We start from the raw sequence: 21,766 nt of genomic DNA, 5'->3' as shown, positions 1-21,766 counted from the left end.
CGACGCCGCTCGTGGCTAACGCGCGTTGATCGCTTCCGCGAAGCCCCGGCTTTGCATCGCCGCCGCGAAGGACGGGTTGAGCGCTAGCGCCTGAAATGCCGGCTGGCGCCCCAGCGCCTGAAAAGCCTGCGCGTTGCGGGCAAAGGCGGCGAGCGCCTGGGGTTGGCTGGCCAACGCCGCGAACGCCTGTGGGTGAGCCGCCATCGAGGCGAACGCCTGCGGGTGCTGCGCCAGCGCTTGCATCGCTTCGGGGTTGACCCGTCCCTGCGCGGCCATTGACGCGGCCATGGCCGTAGCGTTAATCGCCTGCGCTGCGCGGGCGGCGCTGGCGAGCGCATTGCTATTGCGGGCCAGTGCCTGGAACGCCTGGGCGTTGCGCGCCATTGATTGCAGCGCCTGCTCGTTCATCGCCGCCCTGAAAAGCTGCGCATTCGAAGCCAGTGCCTGGAACGCCTGGGCGCTGCGCGCCAGAGCTTGGAATGCCGCGGCATCGCGGGCCATGGTCTGCATAGCGGCCGAGTCGGCCGCGAGCGCCTTGAAGGCGTCCGCGTTGCGGGCCATTGCGGCGACCGCCGAGGGGTTGCGGGCGTCCGCCGCGAATGCCTGCGCATTGCGTGCATAGCTGGCGAACGCCTGGGGCTGCGATGCCATCGCGTGGAACGCTTTCTGATGCGCTGCGAGCGCCGCGAAAGCTTGCGGGTGCTGGGCGAGGGCCTGGAACGCCTGCGGCTGAAGCGCCAAGGCGTTGAAGGCCTCGGCGTTGAACGCCATCGACACCGCCGCGTGCGCGTTCATCGCGTTGGCGCTGCGCAGCTGCGAGCTGAGCGCCTCCGCTTGGCGCGCCGCTGCAGCAAGCATCGGCGCGCTGGCCGCCAGCGTTCGAAAAGCCGGGGCGTAGCGCGCCATCACCTGGAACGCCTGGGCGTTGGCCGAGTCCTGGAACGCCTGCGCGTTGCGGGCGAGCGCCTGAAACGACTGCGCGTTGCGAGCCATTGCCTGGAACGCGGCAGCGTCGCTGGTCAGCGCCTCCATCGCCCTGGCGTCGGCGGCGAGCGCTCGGAATGCCTCGGCGTTACGCGCCATGGACGCGACGGCCGCCGCGTTGCGCGCGTCGGCAGCGAACTCCTGCGCATTGTTCGCATATTTCGCGAACGCCGCGGCGTCGGCGGCAATCGCCTGCATCGCGTCGGGATGCGCGGCAAGCGCCGCGAAAGCCTGCGGGTGCCGTGCCATCGTCTGGAAGGCTTGCGGATGATCGGCAAGCGTCTGGAATGCCCGGGAATGCATGGCCATGGCCGCAAGCGCTTCGGATTGCTGGGCACTGGCGTCGCGTGCCGCGGCCGAACTTGCCTGCGCCGCCCGGGCCATCGCAGCAAAGGCGCTCGGGTTTCTCGCCAGCGCCTGGAACGCTTCCGGGTTGGCGGCCATCGCCGCCATCGCCGCTGGGTTCTGCGCGAGTGCCGCAAACGCTGGATCCCTGGCAAGCGCGCGGAAGTTCGGGTCCTTGGTCATCACCTCGAACGCATCGGTCTGCATCAGCTGGGCGACCGAAGTATCGCCGAGGGTGACGTCGCCCTCGCTAAGCTGACTGTCGACGTGGCGCTCGGCCGGCGTGATCGTGCCCGCGGAAGGCCCGAGCGGCGGATAGACCCGGCCGACCGCGTAGGCCCCGGCGGCAATGGCGATGACCCCCGCGGCGGCGAGCATATATTTGTGGTTCTGCGAGGCAACGGTTGCCATGAGTTTCCCCCCTCTGGACCGAGTCGAAACTGGACACCCCAATTAACGCAGAGTCAATGAACCTGCGAGTCCAAGAGCGGAAAGGATCACTTGAGAAACCGAGTTGTCTCTGGTGGACCGCTCTGACCCTGGTTCTGCGGGGAATGGCTCAAAACAGCCATTCTGCTAGGCCTCAGACGCGCAGAAAAAGCTCAATATACCAGATACTTAGGCGCTGGTGACCCCTACGGGACTCGAACCCGTGTTTTCGCCGTGAGAGGGCGACGTCCTGGACCGCTAGACGAAGGGGCCTCGGCCTGAGAGCGGGCCATATGTGGGCTCGGGTCAGCCTAGTCAATCAGTCGACCTTGAGGCGTACAAAGGCCATCGCTCCGGACGGGTTGTCGCTGCCGTAAAGCGAGGCGAGTTCCTCCGGCACGAAATTCACTGCGAGCAAGCCGCCGACGCCGAGCGACAGATGGTCGGCGACCCTGAAATCCCGAACGGCCCCAAAGGACATCTTGCCGACCCTGAATGCCGGCCCATGCTCTTCACCGTCGAGCTCGATAAGCTCGCGGTTCTCGGTCATCTCGCCGCGCCCGAAGACCGTCCATGGACCATGCTTGAGCGAAGCTTCGAGGGCAAAGGCGTCATCGTTCAGACTGTCGCCGTGATGGTCTTTGATCGACTTGCGGCCCCACGCCAAGGTTCCCGCGAGCTTCCACCCCGGCGCGATCTCGCGCGCGTACAAGGCGCTCGCCGACCAGCGGGTCTGGTCCACCCCCGGCTCGAGCTGCTCGGGTTCGATGAACCGGCCCCAGCTGCCCTGCAGGGAAAGCTCCGCGGTCGGATTCCACGACAGCCGGGCGGCGGTCGAATCGAGCGGCCCGGTCTCGATGTTCCAGCGGTGCTCGTCCGGCTCGCGGCCGTTGAATCGGCTGACCTCCACCTTGATCCGGTCGAGGACCAGCCCACCGGTCAGGACCCCGAAGCTGATATGGGTGGAGTCGAGCCAATGGTGGGTGATCGGCGCTTCCGGCGAGTCGAGGATCGCCTCGCGGTGCATGAATGCCGGCGGACCGAACGCTGGCTCGCCGGGCAATGCTGCGTAGAGGAAGACACTGCTCCTCGGCCCGATATTTTGTGACGCGGATGCCGACAGCTCCATGAAGAAATCGTGCGGATGCTGCCGGTCGATCAGCCGGTCGACCCCGTTGGCGGTCTCGCCGCTGGCGAGCAGCAGCGGATAGCCGCGCTTGCCCATCAACGGGTCGGGGCTGAGCGCGGCGCGGAACTGCAGGGTGCCGTTGCCGAGCGGGCGCCGGGCCATGCCCATCACCATTCCGGAGATGAACGCCATGTCGTCGCCACGCCGGCCCGATTGCCGATCGTAGACGAGATTGACCGCCCCGTGGGCCATGAAGCTCCACTCGCCCCTACCGGTCATCAGCCCCATGTGCTCGGAGGCGTCCGGCTGCCAGGCTGTACCGGAGGCCTCGCGCGTCATCGGGTACGGTCCCAGCGCTCCGAGCATCGCTGCGTGGTCGCCGTGGCCGGCGGAAGCCGTTGCTCCGTGATCCATGGCTCCGTGATCCATCTGCGAATGGTCCACCGGAGAGCTTGGGGACGGCTCGGGCGGGACTGGCATGGATCCATGGTCCATCGTCGAATGGTCCATCTGCGAATGGTCGGGAGCCGGCTGGGGCTGCGGCGGCTCGGGCGCCGCAGCCTTCTTGGCCGGCGCCTTCTTGACTGGAGCCTTCTTCGCCGGGGCCGTTTTAGCCGAGGCCCTTTTCGCCGGGACCTTCTTCGCGGGCGCCTTTTTGACCGCCGGCTTTTTCTTCACGGCCGGCTTCTTCGCGGCCGGCTTGGCGGGGGCGTGCGTGCCGTGGCCGGCATGCTGAGCAGGCGCAGGTGCGGCGAGCGCTGCGAGCGCGGCGGCGCTCACGGCCGAAAACAATTTGATCTTCACGATCGTCTCCATGCCCGTCGACGCAGGGGGGCCACGCCGACAGCTTCGAGCTAAGTTACAGTGCCGAAGCGGTGCGCAATGGCACGCCCCGGCGACCAGCGAGGGCCGCTAGCGGCGTGAGGGCCGCTCGCCCGGCGTCTGCCCGTGATGGTTGCCCTGGCCCATGTTCCTGCAGCAGGGACAGCCGTCCTTCATCGCCTGCTGCTGTTGAGGCTGCATCGGCATCTGCATTTGCCCATGCTGAGCATGCTGGGCGTGCTGAGCTTGCGGAGCTTGCATGTTCGCTGGGGCCGGCTGAGCGGCGGCGAGCGCGGCGGTGATCAAGGTCAACATTGGTCATTCTCCTGAGTTCGAAAAATTGAAGTTCGCGAATCTCAAGAGGGCTTGGGAGGTGGCGTCGCCGTGTCGGGATGAAGACCGGTGCCCTGTTGGGCGAGCGGGCGATCGGCCGGCAAGCGACGGTTTGAAACGGCCTCGCCGGTACGCGGCTCTGCAGTCGCCACCATTGAACATGCCATGGCGCAGTCGATGGCTTGGTCGGATGAGCGCTCGGCGGGCTCGCTTCCTTGGTCCTCGCAATGCGCGGCTGCGGGCGCGTGCGCTGCCGGCACCGCGCTCGCCGCGCCCATGCCGAACGGCATCAGCACCAGCGCGACCAAGGTGAGCAGCCTCATGACCATCGACGACATGAAGGCGAAATAGGCCCCGGAAGATTGACTGGCAATGACTGCGCTCATCAGTGGCACGCCTTGAGCTCGCGCTTGAGCAACCAGTAATTGACCGGCCAGGCGGCGATGAAACCCGCGGGGATTGCGAACAGGATCCCTCGCCAGAACATCCAGCTCGCCACCGAAGGAGCCGTCATTCCACCCATCTGATAGTCGACATAGTTCATCACCAGCTCCATGACTCCGATCGAGATCACCTCGCCGATCCAGATGATGCGCAGGGCTTCGAGCATGCTGACGCCCTGGTTGCGCATCACCGGCACCAGCCCCAGCGTCATTCCCGACAAATAGGCGAGCGCGGTCGCAAGTGCGATCGTCTGCCACACCGCCAGCCCGATCGTGACCCCGATTGCAAGCCCGGCCACCTCGCCGATCACGCAGCCGGTCAGGCAATGCAAGGTCGCCTGCGCGGACGTGCGGAACGGACCACCGCCCGAGTGTCCGTGGTGCGAATGCGCGCCACGCTGGTGAGCGTGAGCACCGTCTTGCTGGGAAGTTGGGGCCGACATTTCACATCTCCTTGTCATCGAGTCGGCGCCGGTATAGCGTCCGTACCACGGTACAGAGTCAAGGACCCACAATGCTTACTATCGGAAAACTGGCCGCTGCCGGAGGGGTCGGGGTCGAGACGATCCGCTTCTACCAGCGCAAAGGCTTGCTCGAAGCACCCCCGCGCGACGTCGGCATCCGGCGCTACGGTTCGGAAAACCTCCGCCGGTTGAAGTTCATCCGGCAAGCCCAGGCGGCGGGTTTCACACTTGCGGAAATAGGCGAACTTCTCGACCTCGACGCGAGCGAGGACCGCAGCCGCGTACGCAAGCTTGCGCGGACCCGGATCAAAGCACTGGACAGCAGGATCGAAGAGCTGAAGGGGGCTCGCGACGCTCTCCACCGCCTCGCGCGCGAGTGCGCGGAAGGCACGAGCGGACCGTGTCCAATTCTCACTTCCTTCGTCGATTGAACGCATTTGTCACTTCTTGCGTTCGCGCTCGCTCAGGAACCGCATCAGCTCCGCCAGCGTCGATTCCATCTGGTCCTGCATCTGGCTGACCAGCTCGTTCTCGCGCATCCCGACATGGTCGAGCGGCTTGGAATAGCTGTCGGAGAAGGTCTTCAGATCGTCGCGGTCGAGCACTCCGTGGGCGACCAGCTTGGCGAGGATCACCAGCAGGCCGTTGGTGTTGGCGATGGTGCCGGCGACCAACGCCTCGTCAACCATCGACAGCCTCCGGTCGGCTTCATCGTCGGCGGGAGAGTTCATGATTGACATGTTGGCGCGCGCGGCGCTCGGGGCAAGGGGCTATGAGTCGACGAATTGCGCCAGCACCGACCAGGCTTCGGCCTTTTGGGCAAACGGCCGCGTGTTTGCGGCGCTGGACGACGGCAGCTCGATGAGGGTCAATCCTTCCGCGGCCCCAAGCAGGCGACGACCGACGGCAGCGGCGGTCGAGCCGTTGAAGGCCAGCGCCCGGAGCTCGGGAAAATCGTTGCGCAGCTGCTCGACCCGGTTGTGGGCTGCCCTGCGGATAGACTGGTCGAGACTGCCGCGGCGGGCTGCCGAGGCGATCACGTCCCACAGTCCGATGCGCCGCTCGGCCAGCCGCTGCAGGCGCTCGTCGTAGGGCATCGCCTGGAGATCCTCGCCGATCGCTTGGCCGAGCAACCGCCAGAACTGGTTGGTCGGATGGGCATAATAGCGCTGCGCCGACAGCGATGCGTCGCCGGGCAGGCTGCCGAGGATGAACAAGCGGGCGTCGCCCCGGGCGATCGGCGGCATTCCGACTTTGATGCTATCCATCCGAGCGCCCCTTGTTGGCCGTTGCCCCAGCCTTTGCCTTTGCCGATGGCGCAGCTAAGGGCATGCCGGGTGCAGCCGAGCGACCTTCGCATTGCCCTGGTCTCGGGCAATTACAATTATGTGCGCGATGGCGCCAACCAGGCGCTCAACCGGCTGAGCGACTATCTACTCCGCCAGGGCGCCCAGGTCCGCGCCTATTCGCCGACAGTCGCCAATCCCGCGTTCGAGGCGAATGTCGAGATCGTCAACATTCCTTCCGTCCCGATCCCGTTCCGGCCGGAATATCGGCTGCCGCTCGCACTGACCCGGCGGGCCCGACGAGACCTGGCCGAATACAATCCCAACATCGTCCACATCGCCAGCCCAGACATCGTCGCCCATCGCGCGGTGAGCTGGGCGCGCCGGCGCAACATCGCCGCGATCGCGTCGATCCACACCCGCTTCGACACCTATCTGTCCTACTACCATCTGGAGGTTCTTGAGCCGGCCGCCCGAGCGATCATGCGGCGGCTCTACCGCCGCTGCGACGCGATCGTCGTTCCGGCCGAATCTACCGCGGCGGTGATGCGCGCCCAGCGGATGAACCGGGACATCTCGATCTGGACCCGCGGGGTCGACCGCGAGCAGTTCCATCCGGGCCGCCGCGACATGGAATGGCGGCGCGGACTCGGGATTGACGACGACGCGCTGGTCATCGCCTTTTTGGGCCGGGTGGTGATGGAAAAGGGCCTCGACCTGTTTGCCGACACGATGGATGTGCTTGCCGAGCGCAAGGTCAGGCATCGGGTGCTGGTCATTGGCGACGGCCCGGCCCGGCCATGGTTTGAGCAGAGGATGCCCAATGCGATCTTCACCGGGGAGCAAGTCGACGACGACCTCGCTCGTGCGATCGCCAGCAGCGACGTGCTGCTCAACCCTTCGATTACCGAGACGTTCGGCAACGTCACGCTGGAGTCGATGGCCTGCGGTCTGCCGGTGGTCGCCGCCGTCGCGACGGGAGCAACCAGCCTGGTGCGCGACGGCGAGACAGGGATGCTTGTCGAGCCCGGCGACGAGGGCGCGTTCGCCGACGCGCTCGAGGCCTATGCGAAGGATCCCGAGCTTCGCCGCCGGCATGGCGAGGCCGGGCTCGCCTATGCGCAAACGATGGACTGGGACCAAATCAACTCGGCCGTCGTTCGGGTCTATCTGCGAGTGATCGAGAAGCGTGCTCGTCTCACCCGCATGACCCGCCGCTAGCGCGTCCTACTTCACTCGTTCGATGCGCTGGGCCGCGTCATCGAGGATGGTCGCGATCTCGTGCAGCAGATCCTCGTCGATCCCGTCGCGGCCGATGCGATGGCTGAGCGCATTCATGAGGTTGCCGACCGCTCGGCCGATCGGCGGCCCGCCCCTGCTGCGGCCATGCGGCGCGAACTCTTCCTCCAGACGGTCGAACAAGGCTTCGACCTCGTCGGCCTTCTCCTCGAGATGCTTGCGACCCTCGTCGGTCACTTCGAACGGCTTGCGGGGGCCCTCGGCTTTCGCCTCCTCGATCAGGCCCATGTCCTGCAGCAGGGTGAGTGTCGGATAGACGACGCCCGGGCTGGGTGCATAATCGCCGGACGTCAGGTCCTCGACGGCACGGATCAGGTCGTAACCGTGCCGCGGCTCGTCGGCGATGAGCTTGAGAAGCACCAGCCGAAGCTCTCCCGATCCGAACATCCGCTGGCGTCCGCGGCGGCGACCGCGCCCCGAGGGGCCATCGCCAAAATCGAAGTGGAATGGTCCCCAGTCACCGCCCCAGCCGCGCCCGCCGCGCATCGCCATCAGCGCCTCGGGAATGTTGAACTCGAACCGCCCGCGCGGCCCGCACCCATGCCAATGCCTTCGTGTCATCGCTCGCTCCTTAGATGTGTCTGCGATATATCTTCGATGCATCGGCTGCAAGAGGTCCGTGCATTTTTGTGCCTGACCATTATGAGCATCCGCGATGGCCGACCTGTTCGCTGACCAGGCACCTGCACACCCGCCCGAGGCGGCCGCGGCCAATGCGCCGCTCGCCGACCGGCTACGGCCGAAGAACCTCGACCAGGTCGTCGGCCAGGAGCATCTGACCGGCCCGGACGCCGCGATCGGGCGAATGGTCGCGGCCGGCAAATTGTCGTCGATGGTCCTGTGGGGCCCGCCCGGCACAGGCAAGACCACGATCGCGCGTCTGCTCGCCGACGCGGTCGACGTGCGTTTCGTCGCCATCTCGGCGGTGTTTTCGGGCGTTGCCGACCTCAAGAAGATCTTCGCCGAGGCTCGGCAAATGGCCAAGGCCGGCCAGCACACGCTCCTGTTCGTGGATGAGGTCCACCGCTTCAATCGCGCCCAGCAGGACGGTTTCCTGCCCTATGTCGAGGATGGCACCGTCACGCTGGTCGGTGCAACCACCGAGAATCCGAGCTTCGAGCTCAACGCAGCCTTGCTGTCGCGCTGCCAGGTGCTGATCCTGCGGCGGCTCGACCATCGGGCGCTGGAAACGCTCATCGCGCGGGCCGAGACCGACGCCGGCCGTTCGCTGCCGGTGACGGACGAGGCGCGCGCCGCGCTCATCGCCAGCGCCGACGGCGACGGCCGGTTCCTGCTCAACCAGGTCGAAACCCTGTTCGACGTCGATCTCGACGGTCCGCTCGATGCGGTGGGACTGTCGGCGCTGCTTCACCGGCGGGTCGCCGTCTACGACAAGGACCGCGAGGGCCATTACAATTTGATCTCGGCGCTTCACAAAAGCCTGCGGGGCTCCGACCCGCAGTCGGCGCTCTACTATCTGGCCCGAATGCTCGTCGCGGGGGAAGAACCCCTCTACGTCCTGCGCCGGCTGACTCGGTTCGCGTCCGAGGACATTGGCCTCGCCGACCCGCAGGCGCTGGTCCAGTGCCTCGCCGCCAAGGATTCCTACGATTTCCTCGGGTCGCCCGAAGGCGAGCTGGCGATAGTCCAGGCCTGCCTGTACCTCGCCACCGCCCCCAAATCGAACGCCGCTTATGTCGCCCAGAAAAGCGCCTGGCGAAGCGCCAGCGACACCGGGTCGCTGATTCCGCCGGCGCACATCCTGAACGCGCCGACCAAGCTGATGAAGGACATCGGCTACGGCAAGGACTACGCGTACGACCACGACGCCGAGGAGGGCTTTTCCGGCCAGGATTACTGGCCCGAGGAGATGGAGCCGCAGACCTATTACCAGCCGACCAGCCGCGGGTTCGAAGCGAAAGTCGCCGAGAGGATCGCTTATTGGGACCAGATGCGCTCGAAACGCGCTAAGGAAAACGACGACATCGAATAGCGGAGGACGAATATGTACCGGAGCGATGCGCCGAGCGCCTACTGGCGCGACCAGATGATCGAATGGGGACCGCGGGTGGTTCTCGCGATCCTGATCCTGGTCGTCACCCACTTCATCGCCAAGATCGTGCAGTGGGGGGTGACCAAGCTGATCGACCGAATGCCGGTCCTGAAGCGTCACCCGGAAGCCGGCGGCGAGTCGGTCGGAGTCGAGCTCGGGCGCCTCGCTTACTGGCTGGTGTGGCTGGTGGGGCTGATCGCCGCGCTCCAGCCGCTCGGACTGTCGGGTGTCCTCACTCCGGTCACCAGCCTCACCAACGAAGTGTTCGCCTTCCTGCCGCGGCTGCTCGGCGCGGGACTGTTCTTCTTCGCCGGCCTGATCCTCGCGCGCATTGTCCGCCACGTGATCGAAGCGGCGCTCGGCGCGCTCAACATCGAACGGCTGCTCGGGCGCGCCGGGATCAGCATCGGCGAGCCGGCGCTGGCGGTTGATGAAACCGGCGTCGCCACCGAAGGCGCGGCGCCGGCGCGAAGCTCGATCGCCAAGGCGGTCGGAATCACGGTCTCGGCGGTGATCATCATTTTCGCTGCCATCGCCGCCCTTCAGATCCTGCAGATCTCGGCGATTTCGGACCCGGCGACGGCGATGCTCAACTCGATCGCGCTCGCAATTCCGCGCGTTCTCGCTGCCCTCGTTTGGCTGGCGATCGCCTTCTTGATCGGCCGCTGGGTCAAGACGCTCATCGAGACGGTGCTTCCAAGCCTCGGCTTCGATGACAGCGTCCGAGCGCTCGGCATCATGCCCGCGAGCTCCAACCCGTCGCGAGTGGTCGGAGCGATCGCGATGACGGCGATTCTGCTGGCCGCGGCGATCGAGGCGGCGCGACAGCTGGGCGGCGACAGCGTCGCGGTGCTGCTGTTCCAGATCACCGAGCTTGGCGGCAAGGTGATTTTCGGCACGGTGATTATCGTCGCCGGGCTGTTCCTCGCGCGCATCCTGGCGGGGCTGGTCGGGAGCTCGACCGGCGAGGCAGGCTATGCGCAGACCATCGTCAAATATGCGATCATCGCCTTGTTCACGGCCATCGGCCTGACCTTCATGGGTCTCGCCGACCAGATCGTGATGATGGCGTTCGGGCTGATCCTCGGTTCGGCTGCGGTCGCCACCGCGCTGGCGTTCGGGCTCGGCGGTCGCGACGCCGCCGCGCGCATCCTCGAGCAATGGGCGGAGGACCGGGCGCCGCCCGCCCAACTGCCGCCGCCGAGAATCCGCAAGGCGCCGCCGAGCGACCGGGACGACGAAGCTCAGCCGCCGCTCGTGTGAGCGGGCGCTTCGCCGCCTTCGTTGCGATCGACTGGTCGGGCGCGAAGGGCCGGCGCCACAAGGGCATCGCCATCGCCGAGGCGCGCGGCGATGCAGCGCCGCGCCTCATCCGTCCCGCCCATCTCTGGTCACGCGAGGAGGCGCTGGCCTGGTTGCTCGAACGGGCCGCTTCCGAGCCGACCCTGTTCGGGTTCGATTTCAGCTTCGCTCCGCCGCTGATCGAGCGCGGCGAATATCTCCCGGGCGAGATTGGCGTACCGGCGACGGCGCGCGAGTTCTGGGCCTATGTCGAGAAGCGCTGCGACGACGAGGACCTCGGCGCCGCGAGCTTCCTCGAGCATGCGCACCGCAAGCATTTCTATTTCGGCATCGCCGACGGGGTGAAGGCGCCGTTCATGCGCTTCCGCCAATGCGACCAGGCGCTGAATGCGCAGGGCGGCCGCAAGACCGCCAGCGCCTATGACGCGATCGGCGCCGCGCAGGTCGCCAAGGCGAGCTTTTCGGGCATGCGGCTGCTCCACCGGCTCGACGGCAAGGTCGCGATCTGGCCGATGGACCCATTGCCCGAGCGCGGCAGCGCAGTGGTCGAAATCTACACGCGCATCTATCTGCGGCGGGCGGGCCTTTCCGGGCGCAAACTGCGCAGCCGGACCGAGCTCAACCAGGCGCTCGTCGGCCTCGGCAGTCGGCCGACCCGGCTGCGCTTCGAGCCCAACGACCACCAGACCGACGCGCTGGTTACGGCCGCGGGAATGCGCGCGCTCGCCGCCGATCCCCGAGCCTTTGCCCCGGCCGGACTGACCCGCCATATCACCCGAACCGAAGGGTGGACGTTCGGCGTCTTCTGACGCAAACCGCAACGGGGCCGGATTAGCTCAGTTGGTAGAGCAGCGGTTTTGTAAACCGAAGGTCGCGGGTTCGAATCCTGCATCCGGCACCAGAATTTTCCGCCTTTTTTTGACTGAAGAACAGGTGCTCCAACTTATTTCGCGGCAGTCGCAACTGAAACCAACATAGGTTGCAGCCGTTTAGCCATCATTGCTGATGCCTCCTCGTGGGTCAGCACTCTGCAGGACTGCTGACCCATGACCAATCCGCACCAGCGATCCTCCAGAAGCCAGTGCTGCGCCGTGATTTCACCCGGCGTTTCCCTGCTGCAGTCATGCTCGCCTAGCGAGCGTGTCGCCTCTGGCCCCCTACTCCGGTTCGGCGAATGAGCGACCAGCCACGAGAAATAGACCAGTTCCTCGAGGCGGTCGAAATCCGCGTCGAAGCCTTTGGCGTGTGTGAGATCGGGCGCCAGTTCAGCTTGAGGTGCGAGCCGTTCAACTCTGTCGTCGTGCACTTCGTCCTAAGCGGTGAGGGGTTCATGGAGTGCCGGCACGGGCGGTACCCCCTCAAGCCGGGAACTGCGGTCGTGGTCCCGAAAAAGCTGCCCAAGAAGTTGTCGGGGGTCGGGCCAATCCAGCAGATCAAAGATGCGAGAGCGGACTGCACGCTTCAAGACGGGCTGGTGAAGTTCGGAGCCTCGAATGGGGATGTCGATTTGGTGCTGGGCTGCGCCGAACTTTCCAGCACCGTCGGCGGAGACTTGCCGCTTTTCGATCAGGCGAAGCGGCCACTAATCGAGCATTCAGAAGACCCTCTTTTGCGCGGGCTGTTTACGACCATGTTCGACGAGCTTCGCAACCCGCGCCTCGGCACCCGTGCTTTCGTGAGCGCACTGATGAAGCAGGTGCTGATCGTCTTGTTGCGCTCCCAGCCAAACAACGAATCATCGATATTGCTGATGAGCGGAGCCCGCCTCGCCGGAGTGGTTGCGGCAATCCTGGACCGACCGGAGGACAATCACACCGTAGACAGCCTCGCTGCGATGGCGGGCATGAGCAGGTCCCGTTTCAGCCATCATTTTACGCTTGCCTATGACTGCACTCCGAAAGCGTTCGTGCAAACTGCTCGCCTGGCTTCGGCAGCGCGCATGCTGAAAGGGTCGAATTTACCTGTAAAGTCGATCGCCGCATCGGTGGGCTACGCTAGCCGCAGCCACTTCTCGCGAGCGTTCCAGGCCAAGTTTGGTCTGGACCCGTCGGCTTTCCGCCTGTCGTCGGCCGCTGAGCAGTAGCGCGACGGCTCCCCCAGTAAAGCGCTGCGGGACTCCCAGGCAGACCTCGAGGCAAGTGAGCCCCCTGCGCCGCACAAAGTTACGTCACCGCACCAGAACGATACAACAGCGCACAGGCATTTGGTGCATGCTGTTCACCTGAGGGAGCCAAGATGGGTGCCGCAGGTGGTCGCGTGCGGTTGCCGGGTCGCCCTGCGTCCTGCGCGCTACTCCGGCCTTTCCAACGGCGGCACGGCTCACCTCGATAGGATTGTACAACCCCCATGACCACGGCAGCTCTTGATCATCTTCGCGACGTCGGCATTCGGCGCCAAGCACGAAGCTGCCGGCTGCTGGTGTTCTGCATCATGATCAGCGGCGCACTGGCGCCGCTGCCCTCGCTGTCGCCGCTGCACGCGCAGGGGACGGCGAAAGCGGAAGTCGTTCGCACCTACACCTCTCAGACTTTTGCCCGCTTCGCGCCGCGCACGGCGCTCGACATGCTCCAGCTGGTCCCCGGGTTCGTAATCGCCGACGAGGAGGAGCGCCGCGGGCTCGGCGCTCTGTCGCAGAACGTCCTCATCAACGGCCGCGCCATATCCGGCAAGTCGAACGACGCGATCGACGCACTGAGCCGAATCACGGTATCGGAGGTCCTGCGGATCGAGGTCCGGGCCAGCGCGTCGGGTGAGGGCGCTGGGATCGGGCGTCAGGTCGCCAACGTCGTGGTCAAGCTTGCCGATCGCGCCAACGGCCAGTTCTCCTGGCGCCCTTCGACTCGGCTGCGCGACTTTGATCCCGCCTATTTCAATGGCGACGCTTCGGTCAGCGGCGGGAGCGGCGCTCTCGGCTACACCATTGGGGTCCGCAACGATGCCTTACGCACCGGCGCCTCGGGGCCGTCGCGGATCCTGAGCCCCGAAGGGGCGCTAATCGATGCCCGCGGCGAGCGCTATTTCGAGCGGAGCGACCGTCCCCGCCTGAGCGCGGACCTGAAATACCAGGGCCCCGATACGCTGCTGGCCGGAGTTCGGGGCTCGTACCAGCGCTACTACTACCGCTTCCGCGAACAGTCCGATCGCTCCGGCCCCGAACTTCCCGATCGCACGCGCTTCCTCACGCAGCGCGAGAGCGACCGCCGGTACGAGCTCGGCGGCGATGTCGACCTCATCCTCGGTCCGGGGCGGCTCAAGCTGATCGGCCTCCACGCGGCCGAGCGCAGCCCGATCGACACGCGCTCCATCACCGGCTTCGACGACGACAGCGATGCAATCGGCAATCGCTTCCTGCGCGATGCCGACGAGCGCGAGACGGTGCTTCGCGCCGAATACCGGTGGAGCAGCGGCAACGACGACTGGCAGGTCTCGGCCGAGCGCGCGCTCAACCGGCTCGACAACATCTCGACCTTCTTCGAGCTTCTGCCCGACGGCAGCTTCGAGGAGGTGGAGTTCGCAAACGCATCGGGCGATGTCCGGGAAAGGCGCTACGACGCGGCAGTGCGGCTGACTCGCCGGGTGTCGCCGGATCTCACCTTTCGCGCGTCGGTTGGCGGCGAAATCTCGAAGCTCGAGGTCGTCGGCGGCGCCGGCAGCGAACGCACGTTCCAGCGCCCCAAAGGCTATGCCGCGGTTGCGTGGCAGGTGAATTCGGGGCTTCGCGCGACTGCAAAGGTCGAGCGGCGGGTCGGCCAGATCAGGTTTTTCGATTTCCTCGCCTCACGCAATCTCTCCGAGGACCGGGAAAATGCTGCCAACCCCGACCTGGTGCCGCCGCAGAGCTGGGACGTCGAGGGCGAACTCAGCCAGGACCTCGGCGCTCTCGGCTCGACGACTTTGCGCGCGTACGGCCGGCGCATCGAGGATCTGGTCGACCAGATCCCCATCGGAGCAACCGCGGAAGCGCCGGGAAACCTCGGCACGGCCTACGTTTACGGGGCGGACTGGAAGACCAGCCTGCTCCTCGACAGCCTCGGCTGGAGCGGAGGCCGCCTCGACGGTCGAGTGCAGCTTCAGAACAGCTCGGTCGACGATCCGGTCACCGGCCGCTCCCGCAAGATCAGCAACAATCTGGTGCGGCTGCTCGACATCTCGCTCCGTCACGACATCGCGGGCACCCCGTGGGCGTGGGGCGGCGGGCTGTTCCATGACCGCCAGGCCGCGGACTTCCGCATCGGCGAAACGGGCCGTTACCGACGGGGGCCACTCAGCGGCAATCTCTACGTCGAAAACAAGGATGTCGCCGGCCTCACGGTTCGCGCCGGAGTCAGCAATTTGATTTCGAGCGGTCAGCAGCTCGACCGCTTCATCTTCGTGAGCCGGCGCGACGGCCCAGTGCAGTCGATCGAACGCCGGCGCCGGTCCGTCGGGCCGGTGCTGTCGCTGGCGGTCAGCGGCAATTTCTGAATTTCGGGAGATCATTCGTGAAACTGTTTCGGTTCGCAGCACTCTGCCTGGCATTGACCGGCGTCGCCAACGCGCACGATTCCTGGCTGGAGCCGAAGAGCTTCCGTGCGCAGCCGAACAGCCGCGTTCCAGTCACCTTCTATGTCGGGCACCACGGCGAGCAGCGCAGCGCCAGCCTGTCGCCGCGGCCGCGATGGCTGCTGTCGATGCGCTCCGATGGCCCGGCAGGAACGACCGACCTGGTGAAGACCAAGGGCTTCAACCCGGCACTCGGCGTTCGCCTGGCCGCGCCGGGCTTCCACCTGCTGTCGCTCAGCACGTCGGATTTCCGCAATGACATGGGCCCCCAGGAGTTCGCCGAATACGTCCAGGAAGAAGGTTTGGCGGCTGCCGAGGCCGCCTCGAAGCGCAGGCCCATTCGCTCGCGCAAGGTGCGCGAAAGCTATCGCAGATATGCGAAGACGCTGATCCGCGTGGGCAGTACCAACGCCGGCCAGACTGCGTTGACCCGCCGCCTGGGCCAGCGGCTGGAGATCGTGCCAGGCGCGAACCCCTATCTGCTTCCCGCGGGCAGCCGGCTGCCGGCGACGATCTGGTACCGCGGCCGCCCGCTCGCCGGCGCCTTGGTCGCCCTCATCAGTCTCGATCGTCCTAAAGACGAGCCCGCCACTGCTCGAAGCTCGGCCAACGGCCGGGTGAGCTTCGCCCTGCCGGGACCAGGCCGATGGCTTCTGAACGTCGTGTGGAGCGAGCCGTCGAGCGTCCGGGGTATCGATTTCCAAACGAGCTTTTCCAGCCTTACCTTCGCTGTGCCGCGGGCTCGGTAGGCTGCCGGCGCTCCCGCGAGGCGGGGTCCACCTCCCGAGGGACACCGAGCGCCGGATTCTGGGCGAAGAAGCGGTGCGGACGCAGCGTGACGGCGTGGCGCACGGTCGCCAGCACCGGCCAGTCCTCGGGACGGGTCACGTGGTGAAAGCCCATCGTGTACCACAAGACGAGGTCGCGGCCGTCGATGGCCTCGCCGTCGACGAAGCGGGCGATCCCTTCTCCGCCGGCGCTCTGGTTCGGGTAGTCCCCCGCCGCATAGACTTCGCCCGGCTTGTGCGAAGTCACCCACAGCGGACGGGCGGAGAAGCCGGCCCGCCGCTGCGGCGGGTCGTCGGAGCGAAGTAGCGACGCCGCATTGTGGCCCCCGACAATCTCGAACGACGGATAATATCCCAGCGCGGTTTTGACCGAGCGGTTTTCTACTCGCCACAAGCCGGAGCCATGGTTCGCGTCGATCCCGAGCTCCGACGGTTCGACTGCAGACACCCGCTTCCAGATCGAGCGGCGTGCGCTCCCCGCGGGTAGAGTCTCGGCGACAAGCCGCTCGCTGACGAAGGAGTTGGCGAGCCCGTCGACGTCGAGGTCGAGGCGGAACGAGAGATAATGGTCGTGATAGGGGGCGACCAGGTTGGGAGCGATGAGCGCCCCGTGCGGCTGCTCCCCGCCCCGCGCGTCGGCCGTGGCCGCCGGTACGCCCTTCGCCGCCGCAATGCCGGTCGCGCCCACTTCGATCCTGATCTCGCCCTTCCGGTTGAACACCCAGTCGTAGACATAATCGTAATTCCCGACCGTCGGGATCGTCCGAAGCACCAGTTCGACGTCCTGCCGCGCTTCGTGGGAACCGGTGACGATCTCCGAGCGGCGCCACAGCGGCATGGTGGTGTTGCGTTCGAACACGCACATGACGTCGCGCGCGCTGTACGGCTCGCCCGACTGCCCGGGCAAAGTCGCTGAGATCATCACTGCGCCGGCCGGGCAATCGATGCCCGCGGCGAGCTTCGAGGCAAGGTTGCCGAAGCCGTATTCGCCCACGTCCATGTACGAGCGGAAGGCCCAGTTCGGGTCGGGGTCCATGTAGGGCACGAACATTTCCGATATGTGGCCCTGGTAAAGCACCGGGCGTTCGCGCGCTCCGTCGCGGTAGCGGACAGTCGAGACGATCGGCCCGACCCGCTGATCGAAGCCGATGTGGAACGACCATGCGGCCCAGCGCACCAGCCCGTCGTCCATCGTGAAGTTGAACCCCGCCGGCGCCGACGAGGCAATCGGCCGCAAAGCGGGCTGGAGCTCGCGCTGCCTCTCCTGTTCGAGCGACGGATCGGCCCGGCTGACCGGGACCGGGCCGCTGTCGGTGACTTCGACCACCACTCCGGCGCCGACGTCGACCAGCGCCATTAGGCCCTCAATCGGGCGCCCGTAGATGTTGGTCGTGCCGCGAGCGTCGTAACAGGGCACCTTGAGCAGGCGCCGCCGCTCGGGCTCGCCAAACTGGCCCACCGACAGCGCGTCGCAGAAGATGCCCCGGAAATCCGTAATCCCGCGCAGGCGCATCGCCCGCTGCCAGCGCGGGTCGGCTTTCACCAAAGCGGTCGCTCGCCTCCATTCCGCGGGGACGATGGCGGTTTGCACGTTGGGCCTCGGCTCGACCCGGATCACGCTCCGCCTGGTGAGGTCGACCAGCGCCTCGCGAACCTCGGATCCGGCCTTCACCACCACGAACGCATGACGCTCCGTGCGCTCGCCCCGGCTCCAGCTCCACACCGCAGCCTTGTCCGGCGGTTCGAGCCGGATCACCGGGAAGCTTGCGGCGGGACCTGCCACGCCCGTCGAGCGCAGCAGCGCCACCGTAGCTCGGATCTCTTCGGCGCTCAACGAGTCGAGCGGGTGCGCCGCGACCGGTGGCGCGAGAAGCGGGAATGCACAGGCTGCGAGGAGACGGATTTTCACCCTTTCGACCAGACCATTAGCGGCCTCGAACTGCAAGCGAACGGCAGCGCCGCGAACACCGCCGCGTGCCTCAACGTCCCTTACTGGTGCTGCGAAGACGCGTCTTCGATCAGTCAGGCAGGCTGCGCGCATCCAAGGGCCGCCACGGCTCGTAGTTCAGATGCAGCGGTCGAGAACCGCAGCTTACAATGGAGAATCAACATGCGACATATTATCGCGCCGGCCGCCGCCGCGCTCATCATGTGCACGGCCGCCCCCGCCCTCGGCAAGGGCCACGACATGCCGTCCGACACGGCCCAAATGACGGGTCAGGCGAACTCAGACGCTACCGATCCCGACGGCACTGGTGCTCGTAACCTCGATGCCCGCGCCAAGACCGATGGGGAAAAGGGCGTCGATGGACAGAGCTTTTCGGACCGGCGCAGCGATGTGAAAGGCTCGGAGTCGGGGCAGAAGTCCGGCGACATCACTACGCCGAACTAGGACCCGCGAGTGCAGCCGCAGCTTGCCAGTTTGGCGTTTCGCAAGCTGCGGCCGCACCATCATACCTCGAGCTCGACCCATATCGGCGCGTGGTCGCTGGTCTTCTCCCAGCCGCGCGGCGTCCGGTCGACGCCGGCCGCTTTAAGCTTCCGCGCGAGGCTGGGGCTCAAGAGTGCGTGATCGATGCGGATGCCGGAGTTCCGCTCGAATGCGTTCCTCCAGTAATGCCAGAAAGTGTAGATGCGCTCGTCCGGGTGCAGTGTGCGGATGGCGTCGACCCAGCCTTGAGCCACCAGCTTGGCGAACTTCGCCTTCGCCTCGGGTGACGCAAGCGCGTCCTTCGCCCAGCGCTCCGGCTTGTAGACATCCTGATCGGTCGGGATGACGTTGAAATCGCCGATCAGCATCGCCGGGATGCCGCTGTCGAGCAGTTCCTGCGCATGCAGGTGGAGCCGGTCCATCCACCCAAGCTTGTAGTCGAACTTCGGGCCCGGCCAGGGATTGCCGTTGGGCAAGTAAAGGTTGCCGATCAGCAGGCCGCAAACCGCCGCTTCGATGTAGCGGCTGTGGCTGTCGTTCGGGTCGCCGGGGAGTCCGCGGCGGGTTTCGACCGGCTCTCCGACGCGGCTCAGGATCGCGACCCCGTTCCAGCTTTTCTGGCCGTGCCAGATGCTCGAATAGCCGGCGCGCTCGATGGCCTCGACCGGGAACCGCTCGTCCAGCGTCTTGAGCTCCTGCAGGCAGGCGATGTCCGGCTGGAACTCGCCGAGCCAGCGCAACAGCACCTCGAGCCGGGTGGTGATCCCGTTGATGTTGTAGCTGGCGATCCGAAGCCGCCGAGTCGCCCTGGATTTATCCACAATTTTCTTGGGCACGGTTGGTTTTTTGGCCATCCCGACAGGAACAACCGTAGGCCGGGATCGTTCTATTCCCGTGCTTCAAATCCTTCGGGAAGCGAAGCATGGGAGCCCCGGCAACTTCGGTTGCCGGGGCTTACCTGTTTTGGGCGTCAAAGATCGCGCGGCCGGGCGTCCGCCAGCATCAACCGCCGCGCGCGATCGGCCAGCGGATATTTGTTGCCATTGGCGCAGTTGAACAAAAGCACCGTCTCGTCGCGCCCGACCAGGCCGAGCTCCAGCGCCCGCCGCCAGCCGGCGACCACCGCGCCGCCTTCCGGGCACAGCAGCATTCCGTCATCGCGCGCGACGTCGTCGACCGCCTGCAGGATCGCCGACTCCTCGACCGCGAGCGCCGCCCCGCCGCCGTCGCGGACCGAGCGCAGGATCAGGAAATCGCCGATGGCCCTGGGCACCCTGATCCCGGCGGCGACGGTCGCCGCATGCTCCCATCGCTCGGCGAACTCTTCGCCGGCCTCGAACGCCCGGACAATCGGCGCGCAGCCGGCCGCCTGGATGGCGAACATCCGCGGGCGCTCCGGGCCGACCAGGCCGACCGCCTCCAATTCGTCGAACGCCTTCCACATGCCAATGAGGCCGGTGCCACCGCCCGTCGGGTAGAAAACCGCCTGCGGAAGCCTCCAGCCGAGCTGCTCGGCAAGCTCGAAGCCCATCACCTTCTTGCCCTCGAGCCGGTACGGCTCCTTGAGCGTCGAGCAGTCGAACCAGCGCCCCTCGGCCGCGCCCTCGGCGACCAGTCGTCCGCATTCGTCGATCTGGCCGTCGGCGACATAGACACTCGCGCCATATGCCGCGGCCTCGCGAACGTTGGTTTCCGGGGTTTCGGCCGAGCAAATGACGACCGTTTCGATGCCCGCCGCAGCGCCATAAGCGGCGAGCGCGGCGCCGGCATTGCCGTTGGTCGGCATGGCGATTCGGCTGATTCCGAAGTGTTTGGCCATGGTCACCGCCATCGCCAGCCCGCGCGCCTTGAACGAGCCGGTTGGAAGCCGCCCCTCATCCTTGACCAGCACGTTCGAGCCAAGGCTTGCGAGCGGCAGGATCGGCGTTTCCGGCTCGCCGAGGCTGACCGGTGCGACACCCGGAGGCAGCGGCAGAAGCTCGCTCCATTTCCACATCGTTCGCTGACGCCGGGCGACATCTTCGCGGGTCAAAGTCGCCCGCGCCTTCTGAAGGTCGTAGCGGACCAGCAGCGGCTTGCCGGCGCTCGACAGCCCATGCACCTGGCCCGGCTCGTACCGCTCTCCGGTCAGCGAGCATTCGAGGTGGGTGACCAGCATCGCGCTCGCTAGCAGTCGGTGCAGTCGCCGGGCGCCCGCCGCTCGACCTGGATTGTGGAGTGCGCGATGTGGAAGCGCCGGCGCAGAAGGTCGCGCGCGCTGCCGAGCAGTTGATCGGACTCGACCTCGGGCGCGACCAGATGGGCGGTCAATGCGGTCTCGGTGGTGCTGAGCGGCCAGACGTGCAGGTCGTGAACCGCGATCACCCCGCCGAGCGAACCAAGCTCGGCCTCGACCTCGTCGACGTCGATGCCGGCCGGAACTCCCGCGAGCGACATCCACACCGACTCCTTGAGCAGGCCGATGCTGCTCCAGAAGATCACGCCGGCGATGGCGAGGCTCATCACCGGGTCGATCCACTGCTGGCCGGTCGTCAGGATGAGGAACCCGGCCACGACCACTGCGGCGGAAACCGCTGCGTCGGCGCTCATATGGAGGAAGGCGCCGCGGATATTGATGTCGTGCCGGCGCCCGCCGGCGAACAGCAAGGCGGTCGCGCCGTTGATCAGGATTCCGACGGCGGCGACCGCCATCACCGTCGCGCCTTCCGTGACGGCCGGATTGAACAGGCGCCGGACCGCTTCGGCGGCAATTGCCCCGATCGCGACCAGCAAAAGCAAAGCGTTGATCAGCGCCGCCAGGATCGACGCCTTTTTGAGCCCATAGGTGAAGCGCCGCGACGGCGACGAGCGCGCCATCCTTGCTCCGGCCCAGGCGACGACCAGCCCGAGCACGTCGGACAGATTGTGACCGGCGTCCGCGATCAGCGCCATCGATCCGGCGATGAACCCGTAGATCGCCTCGACGATCACGAAGCCGAGGTTGAGCGTGATCCCGATCGCAAAGGCGCGCCCGTAGTCCGACGTGCCCAAATTGTACTGGGGCGAATGGCCATGGGAATGTCCGGCGCTCATCGCGGCGGGACTAGCCACCGCTGCGCTCGAAGACAAACCGTGCG

At 66.4% G+C, this 21,766-nt stretch carries 21 protein-coding genes and 2 tRNA genes; 10 read left to right on the top strand and 13 right to left on the bottom strand.

The window, feature by feature from the left end; genetic code table 11:
• Window positions 1–15: 15 nt before the first annotated feature.
• From H0T81_RS00560 to H0T81_RS00535, 6 genes are all read right to left on the bottom strand, one after another.
• On the bottom strand, window positions 16–1,740 hold the full coding sequence (locus H0T81_RS00560; protein ID WP_294008785.1) for a hypothetical protein: 1,725 nt from the start codon (window positions 1,738–1,740) through the stop codon (window positions 16–18).
• 215 nt (window positions 1,741–1,955) lie between these two features.
• Window positions 1,956–2,031: transfer RNA gene (locus H0T81_RS00555), tRNA-Glu, on the bottom strand.
• Window positions 2,032–2,077: 46 nt separating this feature from the next.
• The gene (locus tag H0T81_RS00550; RefSeq protein ID WP_294008783.1) at window positions 2,078–3,703 is read right to left on the bottom strand and encodes a hypothetical protein; all 1,626 of its coding nucleotides are present in this window, start codon (window positions 3,701–3,703) and stop codon (window positions 2,078–2,080) included.
• A 96-nt stretch (window positions 3,704–3,799) separates the two neighbouring features.
• A complete protein-coding gene (locus H0T81_RS00545; RefSeq protein WP_294008781.1) occupies window positions 3,800–4,024 on the bottom strand; it encodes a hypothetical protein in 225 nt (74 codons plus the stop codon).
• Window positions 4,025–4,065: 41 nt separating this feature from the next.
• Window positions 4,066–4,428 carry a hypothetical protein gene (locus H0T81_RS00540; protein ID WP_294008780.1) on the bottom strand — a complete coding sequence of 121 codons (363 nt, stop codon included), beginning with the start codon at window positions 4,426–4,428 and terminating at the stop codon, window positions 4,066–4,068.
• Complete coding sequence (locus H0T81_RS00535; RefSeq protein ID WP_294008779.1) at window positions 4,428–4,928, bottom strand: DUF4396 domain-containing protein; 501 nt, start codon at window positions 4,926–4,928, stop codon at window positions 4,428–4,430. The genes H0T81_RS00540 and H0T81_RS00535 overlap by 1 nt, the downstream gene beginning before the upstream one ends.
• Before the next feature lie 71 nt (window positions 4,929–4,999).
• Here H0T81_RS00535 and H0T81_RS00530 point away from each other — a divergent pair, with 71 nt between their 5' ends.
• Window positions 5,000–5,380 carry a MerR family DNA-binding protein gene (locus H0T81_RS00530; RefSeq protein ID WP_294008777.1) on the top strand — a complete coding sequence of 127 codons (381 nt, stop codon included), beginning with the start codon at window positions 5,000–5,002 and terminating at the stop codon, window positions 5,378–5,380.
• A 9-nt stretch (window positions 5,381–5,389) separates the two neighbouring features.
• Here H0T81_RS00530 and H0T81_RS00525 read toward each other — a convergent pair whose 3' ends face one another.
• Complete coding sequence (locus H0T81_RS00525; RefSeq protein ID WP_294008775.1) at window positions 5,390–5,680, bottom strand: hypothetical protein; 291 nt, start codon at window positions 5,678–5,680, stop codon at window positions 5,390–5,392.
• A gap of 39 nt (window positions 5,681–5,719) precedes the next feature.
• A complete protein-coding gene (locus H0T81_RS00520; protein WP_294008773.1) occupies window positions 5,720–6,217 on the bottom strand; it encodes a DNA-deoxyinosine glycosylase in 498 nt (165 codons plus the stop codon).
• Window positions 6,218–6,286: 69 nt separating this feature from the next.
• Here H0T81_RS00520 and H0T81_RS00515 point away from each other — a divergent pair, with 69 nt between their 5' ends.
• Complete coding sequence (locus tag H0T81_RS00515; RefSeq protein WP_294008771.1) at window positions 6,287–7,456, top strand: glycosyltransferase family 1 protein; 1,170 nt, start codon at window positions 6,287–6,289, stop codon at window positions 7,454–7,456.
• 6 nt (window positions 7,457–7,462) lie between these two features.
• Here H0T81_RS00515 and H0T81_RS00510 read toward each other — a convergent pair whose 3' ends face one another.
• Complete coding sequence (locus H0T81_RS00510; protein WP_294008769.1) at window positions 7,463–8,095, bottom strand: PadR family transcriptional regulator; 633 nt, start codon at window positions 8,093–8,095, stop codon at window positions 7,463–7,465.
• A 94-nt stretch (window positions 8,096–8,189) separates the two neighbouring features.
• On the opposite strand from H0T81_RS00510, the gene H0T81_RS00505 reads away from it, so the two are divergent.
• The 7 genes from H0T81_RS00505 (at window position 8,190) to H0T81_RS00475 (ending at window position 16,180) form a co-directional block, all read left to right on the top strand.
• Window positions 8,190–9,527, top strand: a complete 1,338-nt coding sequence (locus H0T81_RS00505) for a replication-associated recombination protein A (protein WP_294008767.1) — start codon at window positions 8,190–8,192, stop codon at window positions 9,525–9,527.
• A gap of 12 nt (window positions 9,528–9,539) precedes the next feature.
• On the top strand, window positions 9,540–10,850 hold the full coding sequence (locus H0T81_RS00500; protein ID WP_294008765.1) for a mechanosensitive ion channel: 1,311 nt from the start codon (window positions 9,540–9,542) through the stop codon (window positions 10,848–10,850).
• Window positions 10,847–11,698, top strand: coding sequence for a hypothetical protein (locus tag H0T81_RS00495; protein ID WP_294008763.1), 852 nt, complete (start codon window positions 10,847–10,849; stop codon window positions 11,696–11,698). Before H0T81_RS00500 ends, H0T81_RS00495 begins: the two co-directional genes overlap by 4 nt.
• Window positions 11,699–11,714: 16 nt before the next feature.
• Window positions 11,715–11,790 (top strand) — tRNA-Thr (locus H0T81_RS00490).
• Between the two features lie 273 nt (window positions 11,791–12,063).
• Window positions 12,064–12,972, top strand: a complete 909-nt coding sequence (locus H0T81_RS00485) for an AraC family transcriptional regulator (protein ID WP_294008762.1) — start codon at window positions 12,064–12,066, stop codon at window positions 12,970–12,972.
• 263 nt (window positions 12,973–13,235) lie between these two features.
• A complete protein-coding gene (locus tag H0T81_RS00480; RefSeq protein WP_294008761.1) occupies window positions 13,236–15,353 on the top strand; it encodes a TonB-dependent receptor in 2,118 nt (705 codons plus the stop codon).
• A gap of 17 nt (window positions 15,354–15,370) precedes the next feature.
• Complete coding sequence (locus tag H0T81_RS00475) at window positions 15,371–16,180, top strand: DUF4198 domain-containing protein (RefSeq protein WP_294008759.1); 810 nt, start codon at window positions 15,371–15,373, stop codon at window positions 16,178–16,180.
• Here the strand turns inward: H0T81_RS00475 and H0T81_RS00470 are convergent.
• Window positions 16,152–18,053, bottom strand: coding sequence for a hypothetical protein (locus H0T81_RS00470; protein ID WP_294008757.1), 1,902 nt, complete (start codon window positions 18,051–18,053; stop codon window positions 16,152–16,154). The two genes, H0T81_RS00475 and H0T81_RS00470, sit on opposite strands and share 29 nt — an antisense overlap.
• A 12-nt stretch (window positions 18,054–18,065) precedes the next feature.
• On the opposite strand from H0T81_RS00470, the gene H0T81_RS00465 reads away from it, so the two are divergent.
• Window positions 18,066–18,611, top strand: coding sequence for a hypothetical protein (locus H0T81_RS00465; RefSeq protein WP_294008755.1), 546 nt, complete (start codon window positions 18,066–18,068; stop codon window positions 18,609–18,611).
• Window positions 18,612–18,670: 59 nt separating this feature from the next.
• Here the strand turns inward: H0T81_RS00465 and xth are convergent, their stop codons facing one another.
• The 3 genes from xth to H0T81_RS00450 form a co-directional block, all read right to left on the bottom strand.
• On the bottom strand, window positions 18,671–19,504 hold the full coding sequence (gene xth, locus H0T81_RS00460; RefSeq protein WP_294008753.1) for an exodeoxyribonuclease III: 834 nt from the start codon (window positions 19,502–19,504) through the stop codon (window positions 18,671–18,673).
• 116 nt (window positions 19,505–19,620) lie between these two features.
• The gene (locus H0T81_RS00455) at window positions 19,621–20,808 is read right to left on the bottom strand and encodes a threonine synthase (RefSeq protein ID WP_294008752.1); all 1,188 of its coding nucleotides are present in this window, start codon (window positions 20,806–20,808) and stop codon (window positions 19,621–19,623) included.
• A gap of 8 nt (window positions 20,809–20,816) precedes the next feature.
• Window positions 20,817–21,722 carry a cation diffusion facilitator family transporter gene (locus H0T81_RS00450; RefSeq protein WP_294008751.1) on the bottom strand — a complete coding sequence of 302 codons (906 nt, stop codon included), beginning with the start codon at window positions 21,720–21,722 and terminating at the stop codon, window positions 20,817–20,819.
• Between the last annotated feature and the right edge of the window lie 44 nt (window positions 21,723–21,766).

This window comes from Sphingomonas sp. (assembly GCF_013812825.1).
In the GTDB taxonomy this organism is placed as follows: domain Bacteria; phylum Pseudomonadota; class Alphaproteobacteria; order Sphingomonadales; family Sphingomonadaceae; genus Sphingomicrobium.
The sequence above is the reverse complement of the archived record's forward strand: the minus strand, read 5'-3'. Positions and strand labels throughout refer to the sequence as shown.

Excerpts from the sequence above, each read along its gene's own strand:
- H0T81_RS00545 (WP_294008781.1), bottom strand. The coding sequence starts at position 4,024 with ATGTTGACCTTGATCACCGCCGCGCTCGCCGCCGCTCAGCCGGCCCCA.
- H0T81_RS00540 (WP_294008780.1), bottom strand. The coding sequence starts at position 4,428 with ATGAGCGCAGTCATTGCCAGTCAATCTTCCGGGGCCTATTTCGCCTTC.
- xth (WP_294008753.1), bottom strand. The coding sequence starts at position 19,504 with ATGGCCAAAAAACCAACCGTGCCCAAGAAAATTGTGGATAAATCCAGG.
- H0T81_RS00500 (WP_294008765.1), top strand. The coding sequence starts at position 9,540 with ATGTACCGGAGCGATGCGCCGAGCGCCTACTGGCGCGACCAGATGATC.
- H0T81_RS00550 (WP_294008783.1), bottom strand. The coding sequence starts at position 3,703 with ATGGAGACGATCGTGAAGATCAAATTGTTTTCGGCCGTGAGCGCCGCC.
- H0T81_RS00560 (WP_294008785.1), bottom strand. The coding sequence starts at position 1,740 with ATGGCAACCGTTGCCTCGCAGAACCACAAATATATGCTCGCCGCCGCG.
- H0T81_RS00485 (WP_294008762.1), top strand. The coding sequence starts at position 12,064 with ATGAGCGACCAGCCACGAGAAATAGACCAGTTCCTCGAGGCGGTCGAA.
- H0T81_RS00455 (WP_294008752.1), bottom strand. The coding sequence starts at position 20,808 with ATGCTGGTCACCCACCTCGAATGCTCGCTGACCGGAGAGCGGTACGAG.
- H0T81_RS00530 (WP_294008777.1), top strand. The coding sequence starts at position 5,000 with ATGCTTACTATCGGAAAACTGGCCGCTGCCGGAGGGGTCGGGGTCGAG.
- H0T81_RS00535 (WP_294008779.1), bottom strand. The coding sequence starts at position 4,928 with ATGTCGGCCCCAACTTCCCAGCAAGACGGTGCTCACGCTCACCAGCGT.
- H0T81_RS00505 (WP_294008767.1), top strand. The coding sequence starts at position 8,190 with ATGGCCGACCTGTTCGCTGACCAGGCACCTGCACACCCGCCCGAGGCG.
- H0T81_RS00450 (WP_294008751.1), bottom strand. The coding sequence starts at position 21,722 with ATGAGCGCCGGACATTCCCATGGCCATTCGCCCCAGTACAATTTGGGC.
- H0T81_RS00525 (WP_294008775.1), bottom strand. The coding sequence starts at position 5,680 with ATGAACTCTCCCGCCGACGATGAAGCCGACCGGAGGCTGTCGATGGTT.
- H0T81_RS00480 (WP_294008761.1), top strand. The coding sequence starts at position 13,236 with ATGACCACGGCAGCTCTTGATCATCTTCGCGACGTCGGCATTCGGCGC.
- H0T81_RS00520 (WP_294008773.1), bottom strand. The coding sequence starts at position 6,217 with ATGGATAGCATCAAAGTCGGAATGCCGCCGATCGCCCGGGGCGACGCC.
- H0T81_RS00510 (WP_294008769.1), bottom strand. The coding sequence starts at position 8,095 with ATGACACGAAGGCATTGGCATGGGTGCGGGCCGCGCGGGCGGTTCGAG.